This is a genomic window from Breoghania sp. JC706, assembly GCF_037026715.1.
Taxonomy (GTDB): domain Bacteria; phylum Pseudomonadota; class Alphaproteobacteria; order Rhizobiales; family Stappiaceae; genus Breoghania.
Genome location: NZ_JBANCG010000006.1, coordinates 423439 through 439275 on the forward strand (window position 1 = coordinate 423439; position 15837 = coordinate 439275).

Annotated in this window: 14 protein-coding genes; 5 read left to right on the plus strand and 9 right to left on the minus strand. The window is 65.7% G+C overall.

Going from position 1 to position 15837, the window contains the following annotated elements; genetic code table 11:
- Positions 1 to 68: 68 nt before the first annotated feature.
- From V2L18_RS15060 to V2L18_RS15070, 3 genes are all read right to left on the minus strand, one after another.
- Complete coding sequence (locus V2L18_RS15060; RefSeq protein WP_336179079.1) at positions 69 to 1028, minus strand: glycine--tRNA ligase subunit alpha; 960 nt, start codon at positions 1026 to 1028, stop codon at positions 69 to 71.
- A gap of 429 nt (positions 1029 to 1457) precedes the next feature.
- Positions 1458 to 1658, minus strand: a complete 201-nt coding sequence (locus tag V2L18_RS15065; protein ID WP_336179080.1) for a hypothetical protein — start codon at positions 1656 to 1658, stop codon at positions 1458 to 1460.
- An 18-nt stretch (positions 1659 to 1676) separates the two neighbouring features.
- Positions 1677 to 2528 (minus strand): S49 family peptidase, encoded by an 852-nt coding sequence (locus V2L18_RS15070; protein ID WP_336179141.1) that lies wholly within the window; start codon positions 2526 to 2528, stop codon positions 1677 to 1679.
- Positions 2529 to 2954: 426 nt separating this feature from the next.
- On the opposite strand from V2L18_RS15070, the gene V2L18_RS15075 reads away from it, so the two are divergent.
- On the plus strand, positions 2955 to 4142 hold the full coding sequence (locus V2L18_RS15075) for a cell wall hydrolase (RefSeq protein ID WP_336179081.1): 1188 nt from the start codon (positions 2955 to 2957) through the stop codon (positions 4140 to 4142).
- Positions 4143 to 4407: 265 nt separating this feature from the next.
- On the plus strand, positions 4408 to 5565 hold the full coding sequence (locus tag V2L18_RS15080; protein ID WP_336179082.1) for a GGDEF domain-containing protein: 1158 nt from the start codon (positions 4408 to 4410) through the stop codon (positions 5563 to 5565).
- Positions 5566 to 5589: 24 nt separating this feature from the next.
- Here V2L18_RS15080 and nadC read toward each other — a convergent pair whose 3' ends face one another.
- The 3 genes from nadC to nadA all read right to left on the minus strand — a co-directional run bounded on the left by nadC (position 5590) and on the right by nadA (position 9257).
- Positions 5590 to 6450, minus strand: coding sequence for a carboxylating nicotinate-nucleotide diphosphorylase (gene nadC / locus V2L18_RS15085; RefSeq protein WP_336179083.1), 861 nt, complete (start codon positions 6448 to 6450; stop codon positions 5590 to 5592).
- Complete coding sequence (locus tag V2L18_RS15090) at positions 6447 to 8111, minus strand: L-aspartate oxidase (protein ID WP_336179084.1); 1665 nt, start codon at positions 8109 to 8111, stop codon at positions 6447 to 6449. Before V2L18_RS15090 ends, nadC begins: the two co-directional genes overlap by 4 nt.
- 66 nt (positions 8112 to 8177) lie before the next feature.
- Entirely contained in the window at positions 8178 to 9257 is a 1080-nt protein-coding gene (gene nadA / locus V2L18_RS15095; RefSeq protein WP_336179085.1) for a quinolinate synthase NadA, read from the minus strand.
- Between the two features lie 520 nt (positions 9258 to 9777).
- On the opposite strand from nadA, the gene V2L18_RS15100 reads away from it, so the two are divergent.
- Positions 9778 to 10995, plus strand: a complete 1218-nt coding sequence (locus V2L18_RS15100) for an MFS transporter (RefSeq protein WP_336179142.1) — start codon at positions 9778 to 9780, stop codon at positions 10993 to 10995.
- A 184-nt stretch (positions 10996 to 11179) separates the two neighbouring features.
- Positions 11180 to 12175, plus strand: coding sequence for an MDR family oxidoreductase (locus V2L18_RS15105; protein ID WP_336179086.1), 996 nt, complete (start codon positions 11180 to 11182; stop codon positions 12173 to 12175).
- Positions 12176 to 12376: 201 nt separating this feature from the next.
- Here V2L18_RS15105 and V2L18_RS15110 read toward each other — a convergent pair whose 3' ends face one another.
- From V2L18_RS15110 to V2L18_RS15120, 3 genes are all read right to left on the minus strand, one after another.
- Positions 12377 to 12988, minus strand: coding sequence for an HD family hydrolase (locus tag V2L18_RS15110; protein WP_336179087.1), 612 nt, complete (start codon positions 12986 to 12988; stop codon positions 12377 to 12379).
- Positions 12989 to 13002: 14 nt separating this feature from the next.
- Entirely contained in the window at positions 13003 to 13878 is an 876-nt protein-coding gene (locus tag V2L18_RS15115; protein ID WP_336179088.1) for a folate-binding protein YgfZ, read from the minus strand.
- Between the two features lie 134 nt (positions 13879 to 14012).
- Positions 14013 to 14726 carry a hypothetical protein gene (locus V2L18_RS15120; RefSeq protein WP_336179089.1) on the minus strand — a complete coding sequence of 238 codons (714 nt, stop codon included), beginning with the start codon at positions 14724 to 14726 and terminating at the stop codon, positions 14013 to 14015.
- Positions 14727 to 15089: 363 nt separating this feature from the next.
- On the opposite strand from V2L18_RS15120, the gene V2L18_RS15125 reads away from it, so the two are divergent.
- Positions 15090 to 15728 carry a LysE family transporter gene (locus tag V2L18_RS15125; RefSeq protein WP_336179091.1) on the plus strand — a complete coding sequence of 213 codons (639 nt, stop codon included), beginning with the start codon at positions 15090 to 15092 and terminating at the stop codon, positions 15726 to 15728.
- Positions 15729 to 15837 lie beyond the last annotated feature (109 nt).

Sequence of the window (15837 nt, forward strand, 5' to 3'; positions counted from 1 at the left end):
GCCTGCGGATGCCGGCCATCTCTCAACGGATCTCGAACCGGAACGGCGCGTGACGCGGCCTCCGGCGGCTATTGCGCGCCGCCGGCCCGGGTCTTGAGAAAGGCTGCGCCGCAGGCCTTGGCAAGCTCGCGCACGCGCAGGATATAGGACTGGCGCTCCGTCACCGAGATCACGCCGCGCGCATCGAGCAGGTTGAAGCAGTGCGAGGCCTTGATGCACTGGTCGTAGGCGGGGAACACCAGCTTGTGAATCCCGTCGCCAGCCTCTTCCATCGCCTTTTCGCCGGCTTCCAGCAGTGCCTTGCATTCGCCTTCGGCATCGCGGAAATGACGGAAGAGCATCTCGGTGTTGGCATACTCGAAATTGTGGCGCGAATATTCCTGCTCCGCCTGCAGGAAGACGTCGCCATAGGTGACCTTCTCGTCGCCCTCGCGGCCGTTGAAATTGAGGTCGTAGACGTTGTCGATGCCCTGCACGTACATCGCCAGCCGTTCAAGCCCGTAGGTGAGTTCACCGGCGACCGGCGCGCACTCGAAGCCCGCCACCTGCTGAAAGTAGGTGAACTGCGAGACTTCCATGCCGTCGCACCAGCATTCCCAGCCGAGCCCCCAGGCACCCAGCGTCGGGCTCTCCCAGTCGTCCTCGACGAAGCGGATGTCGTGGACCTCCGGGTCGAGGCCGATGGCGGCCAGCGAGGCGAGGTAGAGCTCCTGCAGGTTCTCCGGCGACGGCTTCAGGATGGCCTGAAACTGATAGTAGTGCTGCAGCCGGTTCGGGTTCTCGCCGTATCGTCCGTCCGTCGGCCGGCGCGAGGGCTGCACATAGGCGGCCTTCCACGGGCGCGGTCCCAGAGACCGCAGCGTCGTTGCCGGGTGAAAGGTACCCGCGCCCACTTCCATGTCATAGGGTTGCAGGATCACGCAGCCCTGGTCGGCCCAGAAACGCTGCAAGGTGAGGATGAGCCCCTGGAAAGAGCGCTGCGGGCTGAGATAGGCGGCAGTTTCCTCCGCCCCGGTTTCCATAGGCATGATTTCGATAATCCTGAGAGTGCCGGACGGCCGTGAATGCGTCGCGGAAGGCGCAATCGGCGCGCGGACACTATCGGCGGCCCCCTACCCGGTCAAGGGTGGAGGGGGGACGGCGGCGCAGCGCAGGCCGGAGCCGGTGGAAACGGCGCCGGCGGAGGAAGCGCCGGTGCGGCTTCAGGAGGCGGCGAGGCGCAAGGGGGAGGCGGAGGGGTCGCCCGCCCGCAGCCCATCGGTATCGTCAGCCCGACCGGTGCGCCGGGGCAGCCCCCGACGCATCATCGGCGTCCGAACCGCCCGGAACCGCGCGCAGAGCTCCTGCCGAAGGACCCGCATTGCAGCTATCAGATAGCCGGCCGCGAACGTGGCGCGATCTATCTTCTGAAGTGCAACGAGTTGCGGGACTTTTGAGCGCGTACCGACCCGTGACTGCTAGACTTCGTCATCATCATCCCGGGTTCGGTACTTGCCGGACTCGGGATCGCGAACGAGCGTCTTGGCGCTCTTTCGTCCGGATTTGCGGGCTTTCTGGTCACGCATGCGCTTCATCCGCCCGTTCCGGTCGGATAGGACCGCCACGATCATGAAAATCACGGCCAGCGATACGATCAAGGTGCCAATTTTTGCAAGCACGGCTTGTTTTCCTTGAGATTACAGACCGAAGCGCGACCAGAGGCTACGCTCTTCCAGGGCGGCGACGAGATCGCGCGCAAGTCCGCCGCGTCCCTCCAGAACAGCCGTCATGCCATCGACGCCCACGCCCGCGCGCCGTGGCCAGATCGAGCGCTCGCCGCCGACCAGCCGCAACTGCACCTTGTCTCCGTAGCGCGCCTGCGCGACCGAGCGGAGGTCTCCCAGATCGTCGACAAGGCCGAGCGAACGGGCCGTCTCTCCCACCCAGAACAGGCCGGAGAAGAGATCCGGATCGTCGCTCAGGACGTCGCCCCGGCGGGAGCGCACCATCTCGATGAAAACCTCGTGGATCTCCTGCTGCAGCGTTTCCAGATGGGTCACGTCGTCGGGGTTCTCCGGCTGGAAGGGATCGAGGATGCCCTTGCGCGCGCCGGACGTGTGCATGCGCCGTTCCACGCCCATCTTCTCCAGCAGCTCGACGAAGCCGAAGCCGGCGGAGATCACGCCGATCGAGCCGACGATGGAGGAGGGGTCGGCGATGATCTCGTCGCCGGCGATCGCGATCATGTAGCCGCCGGAGGCCGCCACGTCTTCCACGAAGACGAGCACCTGCTTTTCGTGCTCCTTGGCGAGCTGGCGGATGCGCTGGTAGATCAGGCGCGCCTGAACCGGCGAGCCGCCCGGCGAATTGACGATGATGGCGACAGCCGGCACGCCGTCGTGGCGGAACGCCTTTTCCAGATTTGAGGCGCAGCTTGCCAGCGTGAGGCCCGGGCGAAGCGGAGAGGCGAGCCCGATCGCCCCCTGCAGACGCACCACGGGAAGGACGGGCGGAACCTGGCCAAGCTTGCCGGGCAGTCGTTTGCGCAATCGGGTGAGAAAGGCCAAGAAAATCTCCCTGTTTCGCCGCGCGAAGCTGACGCTATCAGCCCTCATATAGGTCAGTTTTCGCGGGTACGCCAATGGGGCGTGTGGGCGGTTTTGCCCAGCCGCTGCGGCTGGGCCCTGTAAATCTTCCGCCAGCGGCCGCCTTAACCTTAACGCCCCGCGACCGTGCAGGGGACTACGCAATTTTCCGCGATTTTCAGCGCAGTTAACCCTCTTTCAAGGTTAAGCCCGTTTCATGGGGACCGTCGCTGAGGAAGCGACACCGCGTATCGGCGGGGTTGGACGAGACGCCCCGGGCCTTGGCCCGAAGGTTCTGTGTCCGACCGGAGAGGGCCGGCAGGCGGGGCGGAGTGTGTTCCGTGCCGTGTGTGTCGGCGAGGCCGAATTGGGTTTTGTGGAGTAACAGGTATGTCCGGCCTGTCTGCGTTCAGCGTTAGCCGCGTCACCGGCGTGTTCACCAGGTCCACCCTGCTGGGGTTGGCGATCTATATCGGCTTTCCCGATACCTTCGCCTATCAGGATACGCTGAGCCTCATGCAGCGCGAGGAGCGGCCATCCGAACGCTGGCTTGCGGCGATCGAGGCGACGGGCGAGACGACGTCGGCCGAACCGACGCTGACGCTCGCATCCGCGGACGCCGCTTCCGGCCCGAGCTACCAGATCACGACATCGACGAAGAACGGCCGTTCAGTCATCGTGCGCGGCATTGATGCCCGGGTCGTCGGCCGCGGCATCGTCGAGGTGCCGGAAGAGGTGCGCACCAACCGTGCGGCCAAGGGCAACCGTCTCGTCTCCGTGGCGCCCGACCGTCAGATGGTCGATCAGTCGGCGGGCTCCGTCTACTACATGAGCAGCCTGATCGGCGCGGAACCCCGCCAGAGCCTGCCGCGCGTCGCCTTCGTGCAGCCGCAGGCCGTGCCGCAGAACCAGATGGTCGCCTCCAACAACGCCGCGACCAGGAGCGACGGCAAGCCACTCAACCTCAACAAGATGCTGATGGCGCGCGCCGCCGCCGCCGCCGGTTTCTCAGCGCTTTCCGCCTATGCGCCGAGCGCCGTGGAAGACACGTCGCTGCCGTTCGCGGCCCTGTTCGGCATGCCTCCGGGGCCGACGCCGGAAGAAGAGGCCGTCGACCGGGAGAATCCGCACTGGTGGGTTTCCAATCCGTTGCCGGCCAGCGTAATCCTGCCGAAGGAACAGCGCTGCCTTGCCGAGGCGATCTATTTCGAGTCGCGCGGAGAGCCGGAGGCCGGTCAGGCGGCCGTCGCCCAGGTGGTGCTCAACCGGGTCAAGAATCCGGCCTATCCCTCCACCATCTGCAAGGTCGTCTACCAGAACCGCACGCAGCGCAATTCCTGCCAGTTCTCCTTCGCCTGCGATGGCGTGCGCGACCGCATCGACTCCAAGGACTCCTGGGAAGAAGCGCAGAAGATCGCCCGCGAAATGATTGCCGGCAAGCACTGGTCGGACAAGGTCGGCGCCTCGACCCATTATCACGCCACCTATGTGCGCCCGCGCTGGGCACGCAAGATGAAGCGTCTGGAGAAGATCGGCCGACACGTCTTCTACCAGACCTACGGCGGCGGCTGGAGCTAAACGGGCGGCCGGCATGTGCAGCGGGCGCGGCGGTGGGCTCGGGCCTGCTCGCGCGCGCCCTGTACTTCGAATGCGACAATATGTTTCGAGCAACAGTGCGTTGCGGTCGTATCCCCTGTTTAGGGGATACCTTGTTTCAGCGAAATCTCGCCGGGAAATGCCAATAGTTTAGTCATTGTTCTAAGTGCCGGTGAACCTCAAATTAAGGTTTGGGGGGCCAAGGTCTCGCGGCGTTCGTGACCAATAGGTTCGGCGACTTCGATTCATGACCTTAGAATATAGCTCACTTATCCTGGCCGTTGCGGTCAGCTGCGTCGCCACGAGCATGACACTTGCCGTCTCGTGGGTTGCGAACCGGCGCGACACGTTTTTGCTGTCCTGGTCATTCGCCGCACTCGTACTTGTGGCGGGCTCGGCCGCCTTCGGCCTCCATTCCGAGGATCCGTCCTTTATACCTGCGGTCATCGGAACCACGCTCATTCTCTTCGGCTTCGTGCTGTGCTGGAGCGCGGCCCGCCAGTTTCGCTGCGGCGGTTTTCCTGTGCGCAGGGCATGCGCCCTGATCCTGGCGATGGTCGCGCTGCAACTGCCGCTCCACCTGGCCGGGCTCGACGGCACCATGTTCATCCTGATGAACGCCGCCTCGACCGCTCTGCTCGTGGCGACCGCATCGGAATACTGGCGCGCCCGGTCGGAAAACCTCCATTCGCTGAAATGGCTGACGGGGCTTTACCTGCTGGAGGCATTTTCCTTCTCCTGCTGCGCGGTCATGCTGCTCTTGAACAACCCGCTTGAAATCGGCCACGCTCCGCAGAACTGGGCGGAAAACTTCAATGCCCTCGTTTCCATCATCGGCGTGACCGGGATTGGCGGACTTTCGCTCGCCATCAATCAGGAAAGGGTGGCGAGGGCCCACATGGTGGAGGCGCGCACGGATGCGCTGACCGGCCTTCTCAATCGCCGGGCATTTGACGATCTGGTCCTCGCGGCCGCACCGCGCGGCAATATGGCGATCATCGTTTTCGATCTGGATCGCTTCAAGGCGTTGAACGACCAGTATGGCCATGCCTTTGGCGACGTGGTGCTCCGCCGCTTTGCCTACGTGTGCGGATCAAGCCTGCGCAAGCAGGACGTTGCCGCGCGCATCGGCGGGGAGGAATTCGCCGTCTTCCTCGAAGACTGCACGCCAGAGCGCGCCCTGGTGGTGGCGAACCGCATCCGACTGAGATTCGCGCGGCAGAAGATCTTCTGCTCGACGCGGGCAATCCGTTGCACGGTGAGCGCCGGTGTTTATGGCTGCTCAGTCGATGTACCAACGTCGATCAGCGTGATGTTCGATGCGGCGGACACCGCGCTCTATGCGGCGAAAAATGCCGGCCGGAACCGCGTTTGCCGCTACAATGAGGAAATGGCCGCCGCCTGAACGCCAGCCCGGTCCCGGCCGTGCTTAGTCGATCTCGATATCGAGCCCCAGGTCCAGCACCGGCGCGGAATGGGTGATCCAGCCGGTGGAGATCAGATCGACCCCCGATTCCGCGATCGCCGCGACGGTGTCGAGCTCGATGCCGCCAGAGGCCTCGGTCAGCGCGCGGCCCGCAACGATATCGACCGCGCTTTTCAGGCTTTCCGGTCCCATGTTGTCCAGCAGCACGGCGTCGGGACCGGCCGTCATCGCCTCGCGCAACTGCTCCAGCGTGTCGACCTCGACTTCGATCTTCACCATGTGGCCGGCATGGGCCTTCGCCCGCTCGATGGCGCGCACCACCCCGCCTGCGACCGCGATGTGGTTGTCCTTGATCAGCACCGCATCGTCGAGTCCGAACCGGTGGTTCGACCCGCCGCCGCAGCGCACGGCGTATTTCTCGAAGGCACGCAGGCCCGGCGTCGTCTTGCGCGTGCACACGATCGAGGCCCTCGTGTGCGCGATCTTCGCGACGAAGCGCGATGTCGCCGTGGCAATGCCGCTCAGATGGCCGAGATAGTTGAGCCCGATGCGCTCACACGAAAGGATCGAGCGGGCAGGTCCGGAAATCCGGGCCACAATCGTCCCCGGCTTCAGCGCATCGCCGTCGTTGGCCAAGATATCGATGCGAATTGCCGGATCGGTCAGCCGGCAGGCGCTTTCCACGAAGCCCGTTCCTGCAAGCCGTCCCTCCTTGCGCGAGACGATCACCGCACGGGCGCGGGCCTCTCTCGGGATGGTCGCCTGACTGGTGATATCGCCTGCACGTCCCCAGTCCTCCAGCAATGCGGCCTTCACCGCATCGTCGATCATCAGGCGCGGCAGATCGGGCAGGGTCGGTGTCATCGGGCGTCTTCCAGCATCGGGGCAGGGGCGTTAGCGCAAACGGCGGGAACCGCTTCGCACAGAATGGCATCGGCGTCGCTCAGCGTCATCCGGCTGCGATGGGCAAGGTCCGCCTCTTCGTGGGGATGGTCGGAGCGGCAATGCGCGCCGCGGCTTTCCCGCCGGGCATAGGCTGCCGCGGCCACCATTTTCGCGGCAACGAGCATGTTGGCGCAATCGATATCGTGACACCCCTCGGCAAGTGCGGCGATTTCGGCAAGGGCCGCTTTCAGTCCCTCACCGGTCCGCACGACGCCGACATGGCGCGTCATGATCTGACGCAGGTGCGCGATCCGCTCGCCGTCGATGTCGGAAGGGGCCGGTCCCGCGCAAGGCTCCGGAAGAGGCTCCCGTTGCGCGGTCGCGTTGGCGGGCAGGGTATTTGCGATGTCCTGCGCGATCCGGGCGGCAAACACCACGGCTTCCAGCAACGAGTTGGAGGCGAGGCGGTTTGCGCCGTGCACGCCGGTGGAGGAAACCTCGCCGGCGGCCCACAGGCCGGCAAGCGAGGTCCGGCCGCGCGCGTCCGTCCACACCCCGCCCATGTGATAGTGCGCGGCCGGACGGACCGGGATCGGCTCTCTCGCCGGATCGATGCCGGCCGCGCGGCAACTCGCGCTGACCGTCGGGTAGCGGTCCGCAAATGCCGCGCCGATTGCGGCACGCGTATCTAGGAAGGCGCCCATGCCGGCGGCCACTTCGTTGTGGATGGCGCGGGCGACGATGTCGCGCGGCGCGAGTTCCTTCAGCGGATGAACGCCATCCATGAAGCGTTCGCCGGCGCGGTTGACAAGCCACGATCCCTCGCCGCGCAGGGCCTCGGTGGCGAGCGGCGCCGGATCGCGCCCGATGTCGATGGCGGTGGGGTGAAACTGCACGAATTCGGCATCGGCGATCACGGCGCCGGCGCGCGCCGCCATGGCGAGGCCCTGTCCGGCGGCCTCGTTCGGATTGGTGGTCACCTCGTAGAGATGGCCGATCCCGCCGGAGGCCAGCACCACCGCGCCCGCCCGCAAGGCAAAGCGCCGACCGTCCGCCTTGCGCCGCGCAATGATGCCGGAAACGGTGCCGCTCTCATCGATCAGGCTTTCGCCGACGAAGCCTTCCAGCACGCGGATGGAAGGCGTGGCACGCACAGCGGCGATCACAGCGTCCATGATCGCCCGCCCCGCCCCGTCGCCGCCGACGCGAACCACCCGGCGCTCGGAGTGCGCGGCCTCGCGCGAGAGGACGAGCTTGCCTTCAAGGTCCCGGTCGAAGGGCACGCCGTAGCGGAGCAGATCCGCGATGCGTTCGGGCGCCTCCCGCGTCATCGAGAAGACGATTTCCTCATCGCAGATACCGCCGCCGACGGCGATCGTGTCCTTTGCATGGGCTTCGGTCGTGTCGCCTTCGGAAACGGCTGCCGCAATGCCGCCCTGCGCCCAGGCGGACGATGCGCCCTCGCCGATGGGCGCCGCCGTCAGCACGGTCACCGGACGCGGACTAAGCTTCAGGGCGCAAAAAAGCCCCGCAAGGCCGCCGCCGAGGATGACGACATCGTCTTGCAAGGCCGGATGGCCCGGTTTGCCGGATGTGGCCGCAAGGTCTGGAACGAGGGCGGCAAGCGGATCCTTGGTCATGACGGTTTTCCCGCGCAAAGGGAGCAGATGCCCTGAACGCCGCTGCGCCGGGGCAGGGGCCCCGCGTCAGCTCTTCAGATTGATCATCCGCTCCACGGCGATGCGCGCGCGCGCGGCGATGGCCGGATCGACGATGACCTCGTCACGCATGTGGACGAGGCTCGCGAGGATCTTCGGCAGCGTGATCATCTTCATGTAGGGACAGAGATTGCAGGGGCGCACGAAGTCGACGCCCGGCGCCTCGGCGGCGATGTTGTCCGCCATCGAGCATTCGGTGACGAGCAGCGCCTTTTCCGGCCGGTTCTGCTTCAGCCACGTGATCATGCCGGCGGTGGAGCCGGTGTAGTCGGCCTCAGCCGTTACGTCGGTCGGGCATTCCGGGTGGGCGACGATCTTCACCCCCGGCACCGCCTCGCGGTATTCGCGCATCTCAGCGCCGGTGAAGCGCTGGTGGACGATGCAGGCGCCCTCCCAGGTCAGGATCTCGACATCGGTGCGCTGCGCCACATTGGCGGCGAGATACTGGTCGGGGATCAGCAGAACGCGCGGTGCGCCGAGCGATTCCACCACTTCCACGGCGTTCGACGACGTGCAGCAGATATCGCATTCCGCCTTCACCTCGGCCGACGTGTTCACATAGGTGACGATCGGCACGCCGGGATGCTTTTCGCGAAGCGCGCGAACGTCCGCGCCCGTGATCGACTGGGCGAGAGAGCAGCCCGCGTCCATGTCGGGCATCAGAATGGTCTTGTCCGGGTTCAGGATCTTCGAGGTCTCGGCCATGAAGTGCACGCCGCACTGGACGATCACATCCGCCTCCGACCGCGCCGCCTCCTTGGCGAGCTGCAGGCTGTCGCCGACGATATCGGCCACGCCATGAAAGATCTCCGGCGTCATGTAGTTGTGCGCCAGAATGACCGCGTTGCGCTGCCGCTTCAGGTCGTTGATCGCCTTGACGTAGGGCGCGTAGGCCGGCCATTCGATGGCGGGGATGACGTGTCGGACCTTCTCATAGGCTTCGGCCGTCTCCCGCGCCACGTCCTCCGTATAGGAAAGCTCGGGCATCGCGGCGGAGGCGGACGGTCCGCCGCGAAGGCGCGGGCCGGTGCCGGAATCCTCCTGGCGGATACGCTGTGTGGCGGACATCGGAAGGCTCCTTCCCATATTATGCTCATAATGAGTATAAATAAGCCGTATGAATAACCGGAGCGCTGCCGGTTGGTCTGCCTACTTATGCTCAATTGGAGCTTTTATAGGCGTTCGCGTGGCGGAAATCCAGTCCCGTTTTTCGAAGATGTGATCGGAATTCGGCATAAGTGATTTTAAATCAATGGCTTGATGCTGAGCTGGCGCGTATTCCATTGTGGCGGGGCGCACGTCCCCTCGGTCGGCGCAAACGCGGGAGCAAGCGAAATGGCCGGCACGTTGTCTTATTAAGAAAGCTGATGGTCGACATGAATAGTTTTGACTTATCACGTAGCGGCAGGGCGGCTATAGCCAAGGGCATGTCTGTAACGGCAGGGTGCCGGGTCCTGCGCCGCTGAGGGGGTGGCGGGGGACCGATGACGGAAGGCCGGTGCCGATGGGTCCGCTTGCTCGGATCCGGAGGCGAAACATCGGTCGTGGAGGGAGAAGACCTTTGAGCCAGTCCAGTACCGCCGGTACCATGACGCCTTTCTGGCGATCCTTGCCGTTCATCATCGCCTGCGGCGGCCTCGTCGCCATGGCTTCCTTCGGTCCCCGTTCCTCGATGGGGCTCTTCCTCGCGCCTATGACGGAAGTGCGCGGCTGGAGCCGGGAGACCTTCGCGCTCGCCATTGCCGTGCAGAACCTTCTCTGGGGCATCGGTCAGCCATTCGCGGGCGCCTTTGCGGACCGGTACGGCACCACCCGGGTACTGATTGCCGGCGCCGTCCTTTGCGGCGGCGGCATGATGCTCATGGCCTGGGCTCCGACCCCGTTCTGGCTGCATATCTCCGCCGGCCTCCTGTTCGGTATCGGCCTCTCCGCGTCTTCGTTTTCCATCGTTCTCGCCGCGTACGGGCGGATCGTCTCCCCGGAAAAGCGATCGATCGCCTTCGGCATCGGCACGGCGGCGGGCTCCTTCGGCCAGTTCCTGTTCGCTCCGCTCGGCCAGGCTCTCATCGACGGCTATGGCTGGCAGATGGCGCTCATCGCCCTCGGCGGGCTCACGTTCGTGCTGATCTCCGCCTTCTCCGTGCCGCTCAAGGGCAAGCCGGCCGCGCACGCGTCGCAGTTCGGCGGCCGCGACCAGAGCATCCCGGAAGCGCTGGCGGAGGCCTTCGGCCACCCGAGCTATCTCCTCCTCGTCGCCGGCTTTTTCGTCTGTGGCTTCCACCTTGCCTTCATCACCGTTCACCTGCCGGCCTATATCGTCGACAAGGGGCTCGATCCGTCCTGGGGCGGCTGGTCGATCGCGATGATCGGCCTGTTCAACGTCGTCGGTTCGCTCGTGGCCGGTTCGCTTGGCCAGCGCCATCCCAAGCAGATCATCCTGGCCGTGATCTATCTGGCGCGGGCCGCCATCATCGTGTTCTTCATCCTGCTGCCGCTGTCGCCGGTCACTCTGATGATCTTCTCCGCTTCCATGGGGCTTCTGTGGCTTGCGACCGTGCCGCCGACTTCGGGGCTTGTGGCGGTGATGTTTGGTCCGCGCTACATGGCGACCCTTTTCGGCGTCGTCTTCCTGTCACACCAGATCGGTTCGTTCATCGGCGTCTGGCTCGGCGGCCGGCTCTACGACACGACCGGTTCCTATGACGTGGTGTGGTGGATCAGCGTCGGCCTCGGCATCTTCGCCGCCATCGTGCACTGGCCGATCAAGGATGAGGCGATCGAACGGCCCCTGTCGCCGGCCGAATAGGCGGCAACGGGCCGCGGCGGCTGCGACGGCGTTCTGCCTTGTTCGTTGCACGTTGGCCTGCAACAAATCTCCCTGACACGACTTCGCAGTCGCATCGCGCGTTCTCACAGACGCGCGATGCTTCAACAAAAACAGGCGAGCGGCCTGCCGCCCGAACGCGGGCCGCTCCAGGGGAGAGCGCAACGTGGAACGCTTCAAGGCCATCTGGATCACCCGCAACGAAGGCGAGAAAAAGCAGAACCCGGCTGAAATCAGGGAAATCTCGCTCGACGACCTCATGCCAGGCGATGTCACGGTCCGGGTGAGCTACACCACGATGAACTACAAGGACGCGTTGGCGATCACCGGCCGCAATCCGGTCGTGCGTACCTTCCCGATGATCCCCGGCATCGATCTGGCCGGCGAGGTCGTCGCCTCCGACAGCGCTAAATTCAAGCCCGGTGACAAGGTGCTGCTGAACGGCTTCGGCGTCGGCGAGACGCATATGGGCGCCTATGCCGGCATGGCGCGGCTTTCCTCCGACTGGCTGATCCCCATGCCCGCAGGCCTGAGCGGCTGGCAGGCGATGGCGATCGGCACCGCCGGTTATACCGCCATGCTCTGCGTCATGGCGCTGGAGCGCGCCGGCCTTACGCCCGGTTCCGGGCCCGTGCTCGTCACGGGTGCCTCGGGCGGCGTCGGTTCGGTCGCCACGGCGCTTCTGTCGCGCCTCGGCTTCGAGGTCATCGCCTCCACCGGCAAGGCGTCGGAGGAAGACTACCTCAAGCGCCTCGGCGCCGCCTCGATCATCGACCGATCCGAGCTTTCCGCTCCCGGCCGACCGCTCGGCAAGGAGCGCTGGGCCGGCGCCGTCGATGTGGCGGGCAGCATCACGCTCGCCAACGTTCTCGCCCAGACGCGCTATGGCGGCGCAGTTGCGGCCTGTGGGCTGGCGCAGGGCATGGACCTGCCGGCATCCGTCGCCCCCTTCATCCTGCGCGGTGTCACGCTGTGCGGCATCGATTCGGTGATGGCGCCGATCCCACGTCGCATCGAGGCCTATGACCGGCTGGTGAAGGATCTCGACAAGAACCTTCTCACCGAAATCAGCACGGAGATCCGCTTCGACGACCTCATCGGCAAGGCGAGCGATCTGCTCGACGGCAAGGTGCGCGGCCGGCTCGTGGTGAAGATGGGCTGAGGAACTGGAATTGGAGCGGCTTTGCTGCGCTGATTTCTGGAGTCCGGATCGGCGTTCGGCTGCCGCCTCACTTGTCCGGAATGAGGGAGCGTGTGGGAAGCTTCACGCCAGCCAAGCCCCTCATTCTGGGCGGTCTGCAACGAAGTGCATGGCCGGATCCGGAATCCAGCAAATCAGCGCGCCGTAGGCGCGCAACCCCGTTCACGCCTTGGCGATGGCCGCTTCCAGTTCCGCAAACCTCTGAAGAAACCGCGTCTGCGCTTCCGCCGCAGGCCAGGGCTTTAGCCCGAGCGGAGAAAAGCCGCGCGGGCGGCCGAAGATGCGCGCGGCCTCCGCGACCTCGAAGCCCGCAAGCTCCACCGCCTCGAAATAGGCGCAGACGATATCGGCACGCTTGGCGAGCTTCTTTATCCTTTCGGGAAGCTTCGCCGGCAGCGAGAAGCGCAGGTGGATCGCCGCCTGCAGACGCGCCTCCACCGCCTTGTAATCGCCGCCCATCACCGTCTTGAACGGCGAGATCATGTCGCCGATGACATATTCCGGCGCATCGTGCAGCAATACCGCAAGCCGCCATTTCGGCTCCAGATCCTCCACCATGCGGCAGGCCAGTTCCTCCACCACGATGGAGTGCTGGGCGACGGAAAAGGCGTGGTCGCCCACCGTCTGCCCGTTCCAGCGGGCGACGCGGGCAAGTCCGTGCGCGATGTCGGATATCTCCACGTCGAGCGGCGAGGGATCGAGAAGGTCGAGCCTGCGGCCCGACAGCATGCGCTGCCAGGCGCGGGGGGAATTTCCGGCCTTGTCCGGGGCCATGCGTCAGCGGTTCCTCATGCGCCGGCCTCGTTGGCGGTAGCCTCCGCCGGCCAGTCGAACTGTGCCCAGTCGGGGATCTTCGGATTGACGGCGAGGTCGCCGACGGTGATGGGCGCGCCGGTTTTCAGGGCCGCGCCCACCCGGTCGATGCGCACGAGCGCCAGCCCGTGCCGGCCTGCGACAGAGCCGAGCGTCCCGGCCGCCTTGCCGGCCGCAACGATGTCGCTGCCCGGCTCCGGTAGGTCATCGGCCGCGCTCACCTCGATGATCCGCCGTCGCGCCGTGCCGCGATGGCGCATGCGCGAGACGACCTCCTGGCCCACATAGCACCCCTTGTCGAAGGCAACGCCTGAAAGCTGATCCATGTCGGCATCGTGCGGGAAGGTCTGCCCATACTCGAAATCGAGACCGCCCTCGGGGATCGCAAGCCCGATGCGGTGCGCCTGCCAGGCCGCCTCGTCGGCCTGTACGAAACCGCCCGGCAGGTCCGCATCTTGCGGCAGGATCAGCCGGTAGCCGAGCGCGGGATGGCGCGGATCGTCGAAGGCGCCGTCGGGCCGCTCGCCGGCGCCCCAGATCGCCAGCGCCTGGTGGCTGTCGGAAAGGTTCTCGATCTCCACCTTCGCGCGCAGCTTGTAGAGCGTCATGCGCTTGACGAAGTCGGCGACGAGGCTTGCCGGCAGATCGAAGAGGAACCCGTCCTCGCGGCGTTCGACGAGAAAGTCGAACAGGATCTTGCCCTGCGGTGTCAGCAGCGCGCCGTAGCGCGCGGCGCCAACGGCGAGCGTCGCCACATCGCAGGTAAGCAGTCCTTGCAGGAAGTGCTCCGCTCCCTCGCCACCGATCCTTACCACGGCACGCGAAGGAAGAGGGCAGAGACAGGCGGTCATGAAACGGCTCCGGAAAGATGGCGATGGTCTTCAGGGCGAAATAGGGGATGGGGACCGGCCGGACAAGGCGATGCCGCGGGGCTGCCCCGGTTCTGCCGGTTGCGGGGCGGCCCGTGCCGGGCTTGCGACGGTCCCTAGTCGCCCGCCACGAAATAATGCCATGTTCCGTCCGGGCCGATGCCGACGCGGTAGAAGATGTAGGCCCCGAAATCCTGCATTTCTTCCACGTCCGCGGCCGTCAGGATGCGATAAAGCTCCACCTCCTGCGGCGGCGTCAGCCTGGCGAGCGGATAGCGCGCGAAATAGGGCCAGATATACATTTCCTGCGGCGTGCCGACATCCACATGCACCCAGCCCGCTTCCAGGATTTCCGACAGGATGGCGAGCACCTCGCGCCCGTTCGGGTCGCCGGAGGCCTGCTTGAGAAAATCGATCGGGTCGTCGATCTGCGTCAGCGACAGGGTCGGCGGCATCTCGTTCGATTCCAGCACGGGGCGCAGCCGCTCCAGATCGCCCGAGCGCGCCGCCTCCAGGATCTGCTCGCGCAGCCGCATCACCGGCTTCGGCAGATCGGCCGTGCCGTAATGGATCTCGGGAAGCGGCGCGGTGCTGGTCTCCTCGTCCGGCGTGGTCTTTTCCTCCGGCGCGGGTTGTGCGCTGTCGTCGCTCGCGGCATCCGGCTGCATGTCGCGAAACTGGATCGTCAGGCCGGGAGGGGCGGCCTGCTCCGCGTCGGGAACCGGGATGCGCTCCGTCGTCACTTTTGCGGCCTCGGCGGGAGCGGCAAGGAGGACCGCCGCCGCGAGCACCGCCAGCGCCGTACGCGGGCCCGGAAAGGGTGTCGCCATGGAAGATCTCCCGATCAAATGCGTTGTCTTGGCACCGGTGCGCCTTTGGTCCGGTGGGCGGCGCACTATGCGCCCGCCATCGCGGCCGTTCAATGACGTCGCAGCCGCCATCGGCTCAACACGCGCGGCAGGTGGGGAAAAAGGAACGCAAGGCCCCGATGGCGCGGTTGCGCCGCAGTTGCCCCGCAAAAGCGAATTGCGTATGGCTGACACCGCACGGCGAGCCCTGCCGGGTGCGTTGCGTCGCATGCGACGCGAGACGGCGCGACGCTTGAACGTCGCCCGAAACGCCGCTCGGTTTTCCTCGCTCGGGCGCGTCGGATTTGAGTGCCATCGGCTGAACGACGACCGGAGGAGCAGGGCTTGTTGTTTTTCGTCACCGGTATCGGGATTGGCCTGATCGTCTCCGCCCCCGTCGGACCGGTCAACCTGATGACGATACAGCGCGCCTTCCGGCATGGCTTCGGTTCGGCTCTCGCCGCCGGTATCGGTGCGGTTCTCGCCGACACCCTCTACGCCGCGATTGCCGCCTTCGGCGTTTCCACGATTGCCCATTTCCTGTCCGGCCACAGATTTGCGATCCAGGCGGTCGGCGGACTTCTGCTGGTCGGGTTCGGCTGGCTGACGGTGCGCACCCATCCGCACCTCGATGCCGAAGTCAGGCCGCGCGGCGAGGTGGGGACGGGCTTCCTGCCGGGCCTGCTCGCGGCCTTCGCGATGACGCTGACCAATCCAGGGGCGGTTCTGGGGTTCGTGGCGATCTTCGGATCGCTCGGTGATCTGACGCCCGATCACGACGATTATCCCGGCGCGCTTATGCTGGTGGCAGGCGTCGCTGTCGGGGCGCTGGTCTGGTGGGCGGGGGTGGCGGCGCTGGTCACCCGAGTGCGCGGTCACTTGAACGACCGCTGGCTCGACCGCATCAACCTGGGCGCCGGCGGGCTGCTGATGCTCTTCGGCATCGCAATTCTGGCGAGCGCCCTTTACGAACGTGTCGGCTGATCCGCAAGAAGTTGATGTATCACTGTGCCGACGAGGCAAAACAAGCGCGACGCGTCCTCGCCGGACATCGCGATTCGCGGCGCGCTATCGACGCGCGCCACGCAAGCCT

Coding starts and splice junctions, on each gene's coding strand:
- V2L18_RS15060 (WP_336179079.1), bottom strand. CDS start 1,028: ATGCCTATGGAAACCGGGGCGGAGGAAACTGCCGCCTATCTCAGCCCG.
- V2L18_RS15075 (WP_336179081.1), top strand. CDS start 2,955: ATGTCCGGCCTGTCTGCGTTCAGCGTTAGCCGCGTCACCGGCGTGTTC.
- V2L18_RS15080 (WP_336179082.1), top strand. CDS start 4,408: ATGACCTTAGAATATAGCTCACTTATCCTGGCCGTTGCGGTCAGCTGC.
- nadC (WP_336179083.1), bottom strand. CDS start 6,450: ATGACACCGACCCTGCCCGATCTGCCGCGCCTGATGATCGACGATGCG.
- V2L18_RS15090 (WP_336179084.1), bottom strand. CDS start 8,111: ATGACCAAGGATCCGCTTGCCGCCCTCGTTCCAGACCTTGCGGCCACA.
- nadA (WP_336179085.1), bottom strand. CDS start 9,257: ATGTCCGCCACACAGCGTATCCGCCAGGAGGATTCCGGCACCGGCCCG.
- V2L18_RS15100 (WP_336179142.1), top strand. CDS start 9,778: ATGACGCCTTTCTGGCGATCCTTGCCGTTCATCATCGCCTGCGGCGGC.
- V2L18_RS15110 (WP_336179087.1), bottom strand. CDS start 12,988: ATGGCCCCGGACAAGGCCGGAAATTCCCCCCGCGCCTGGCAGCGCATG.
- V2L18_RS15115 (WP_336179088.1), bottom strand. CDS start 13,878: ATGACCGCCTGTCTCTGCCCTCTTCCTTCGCGTGCCGTGGTAAGGATC.
- V2L18_RS15120 (WP_336179089.1), bottom strand. CDS start 14,726: ATGGCGACACCCTTTCCGGGCCCGCGTACGGCGCTGGCGGTGCTCGCG.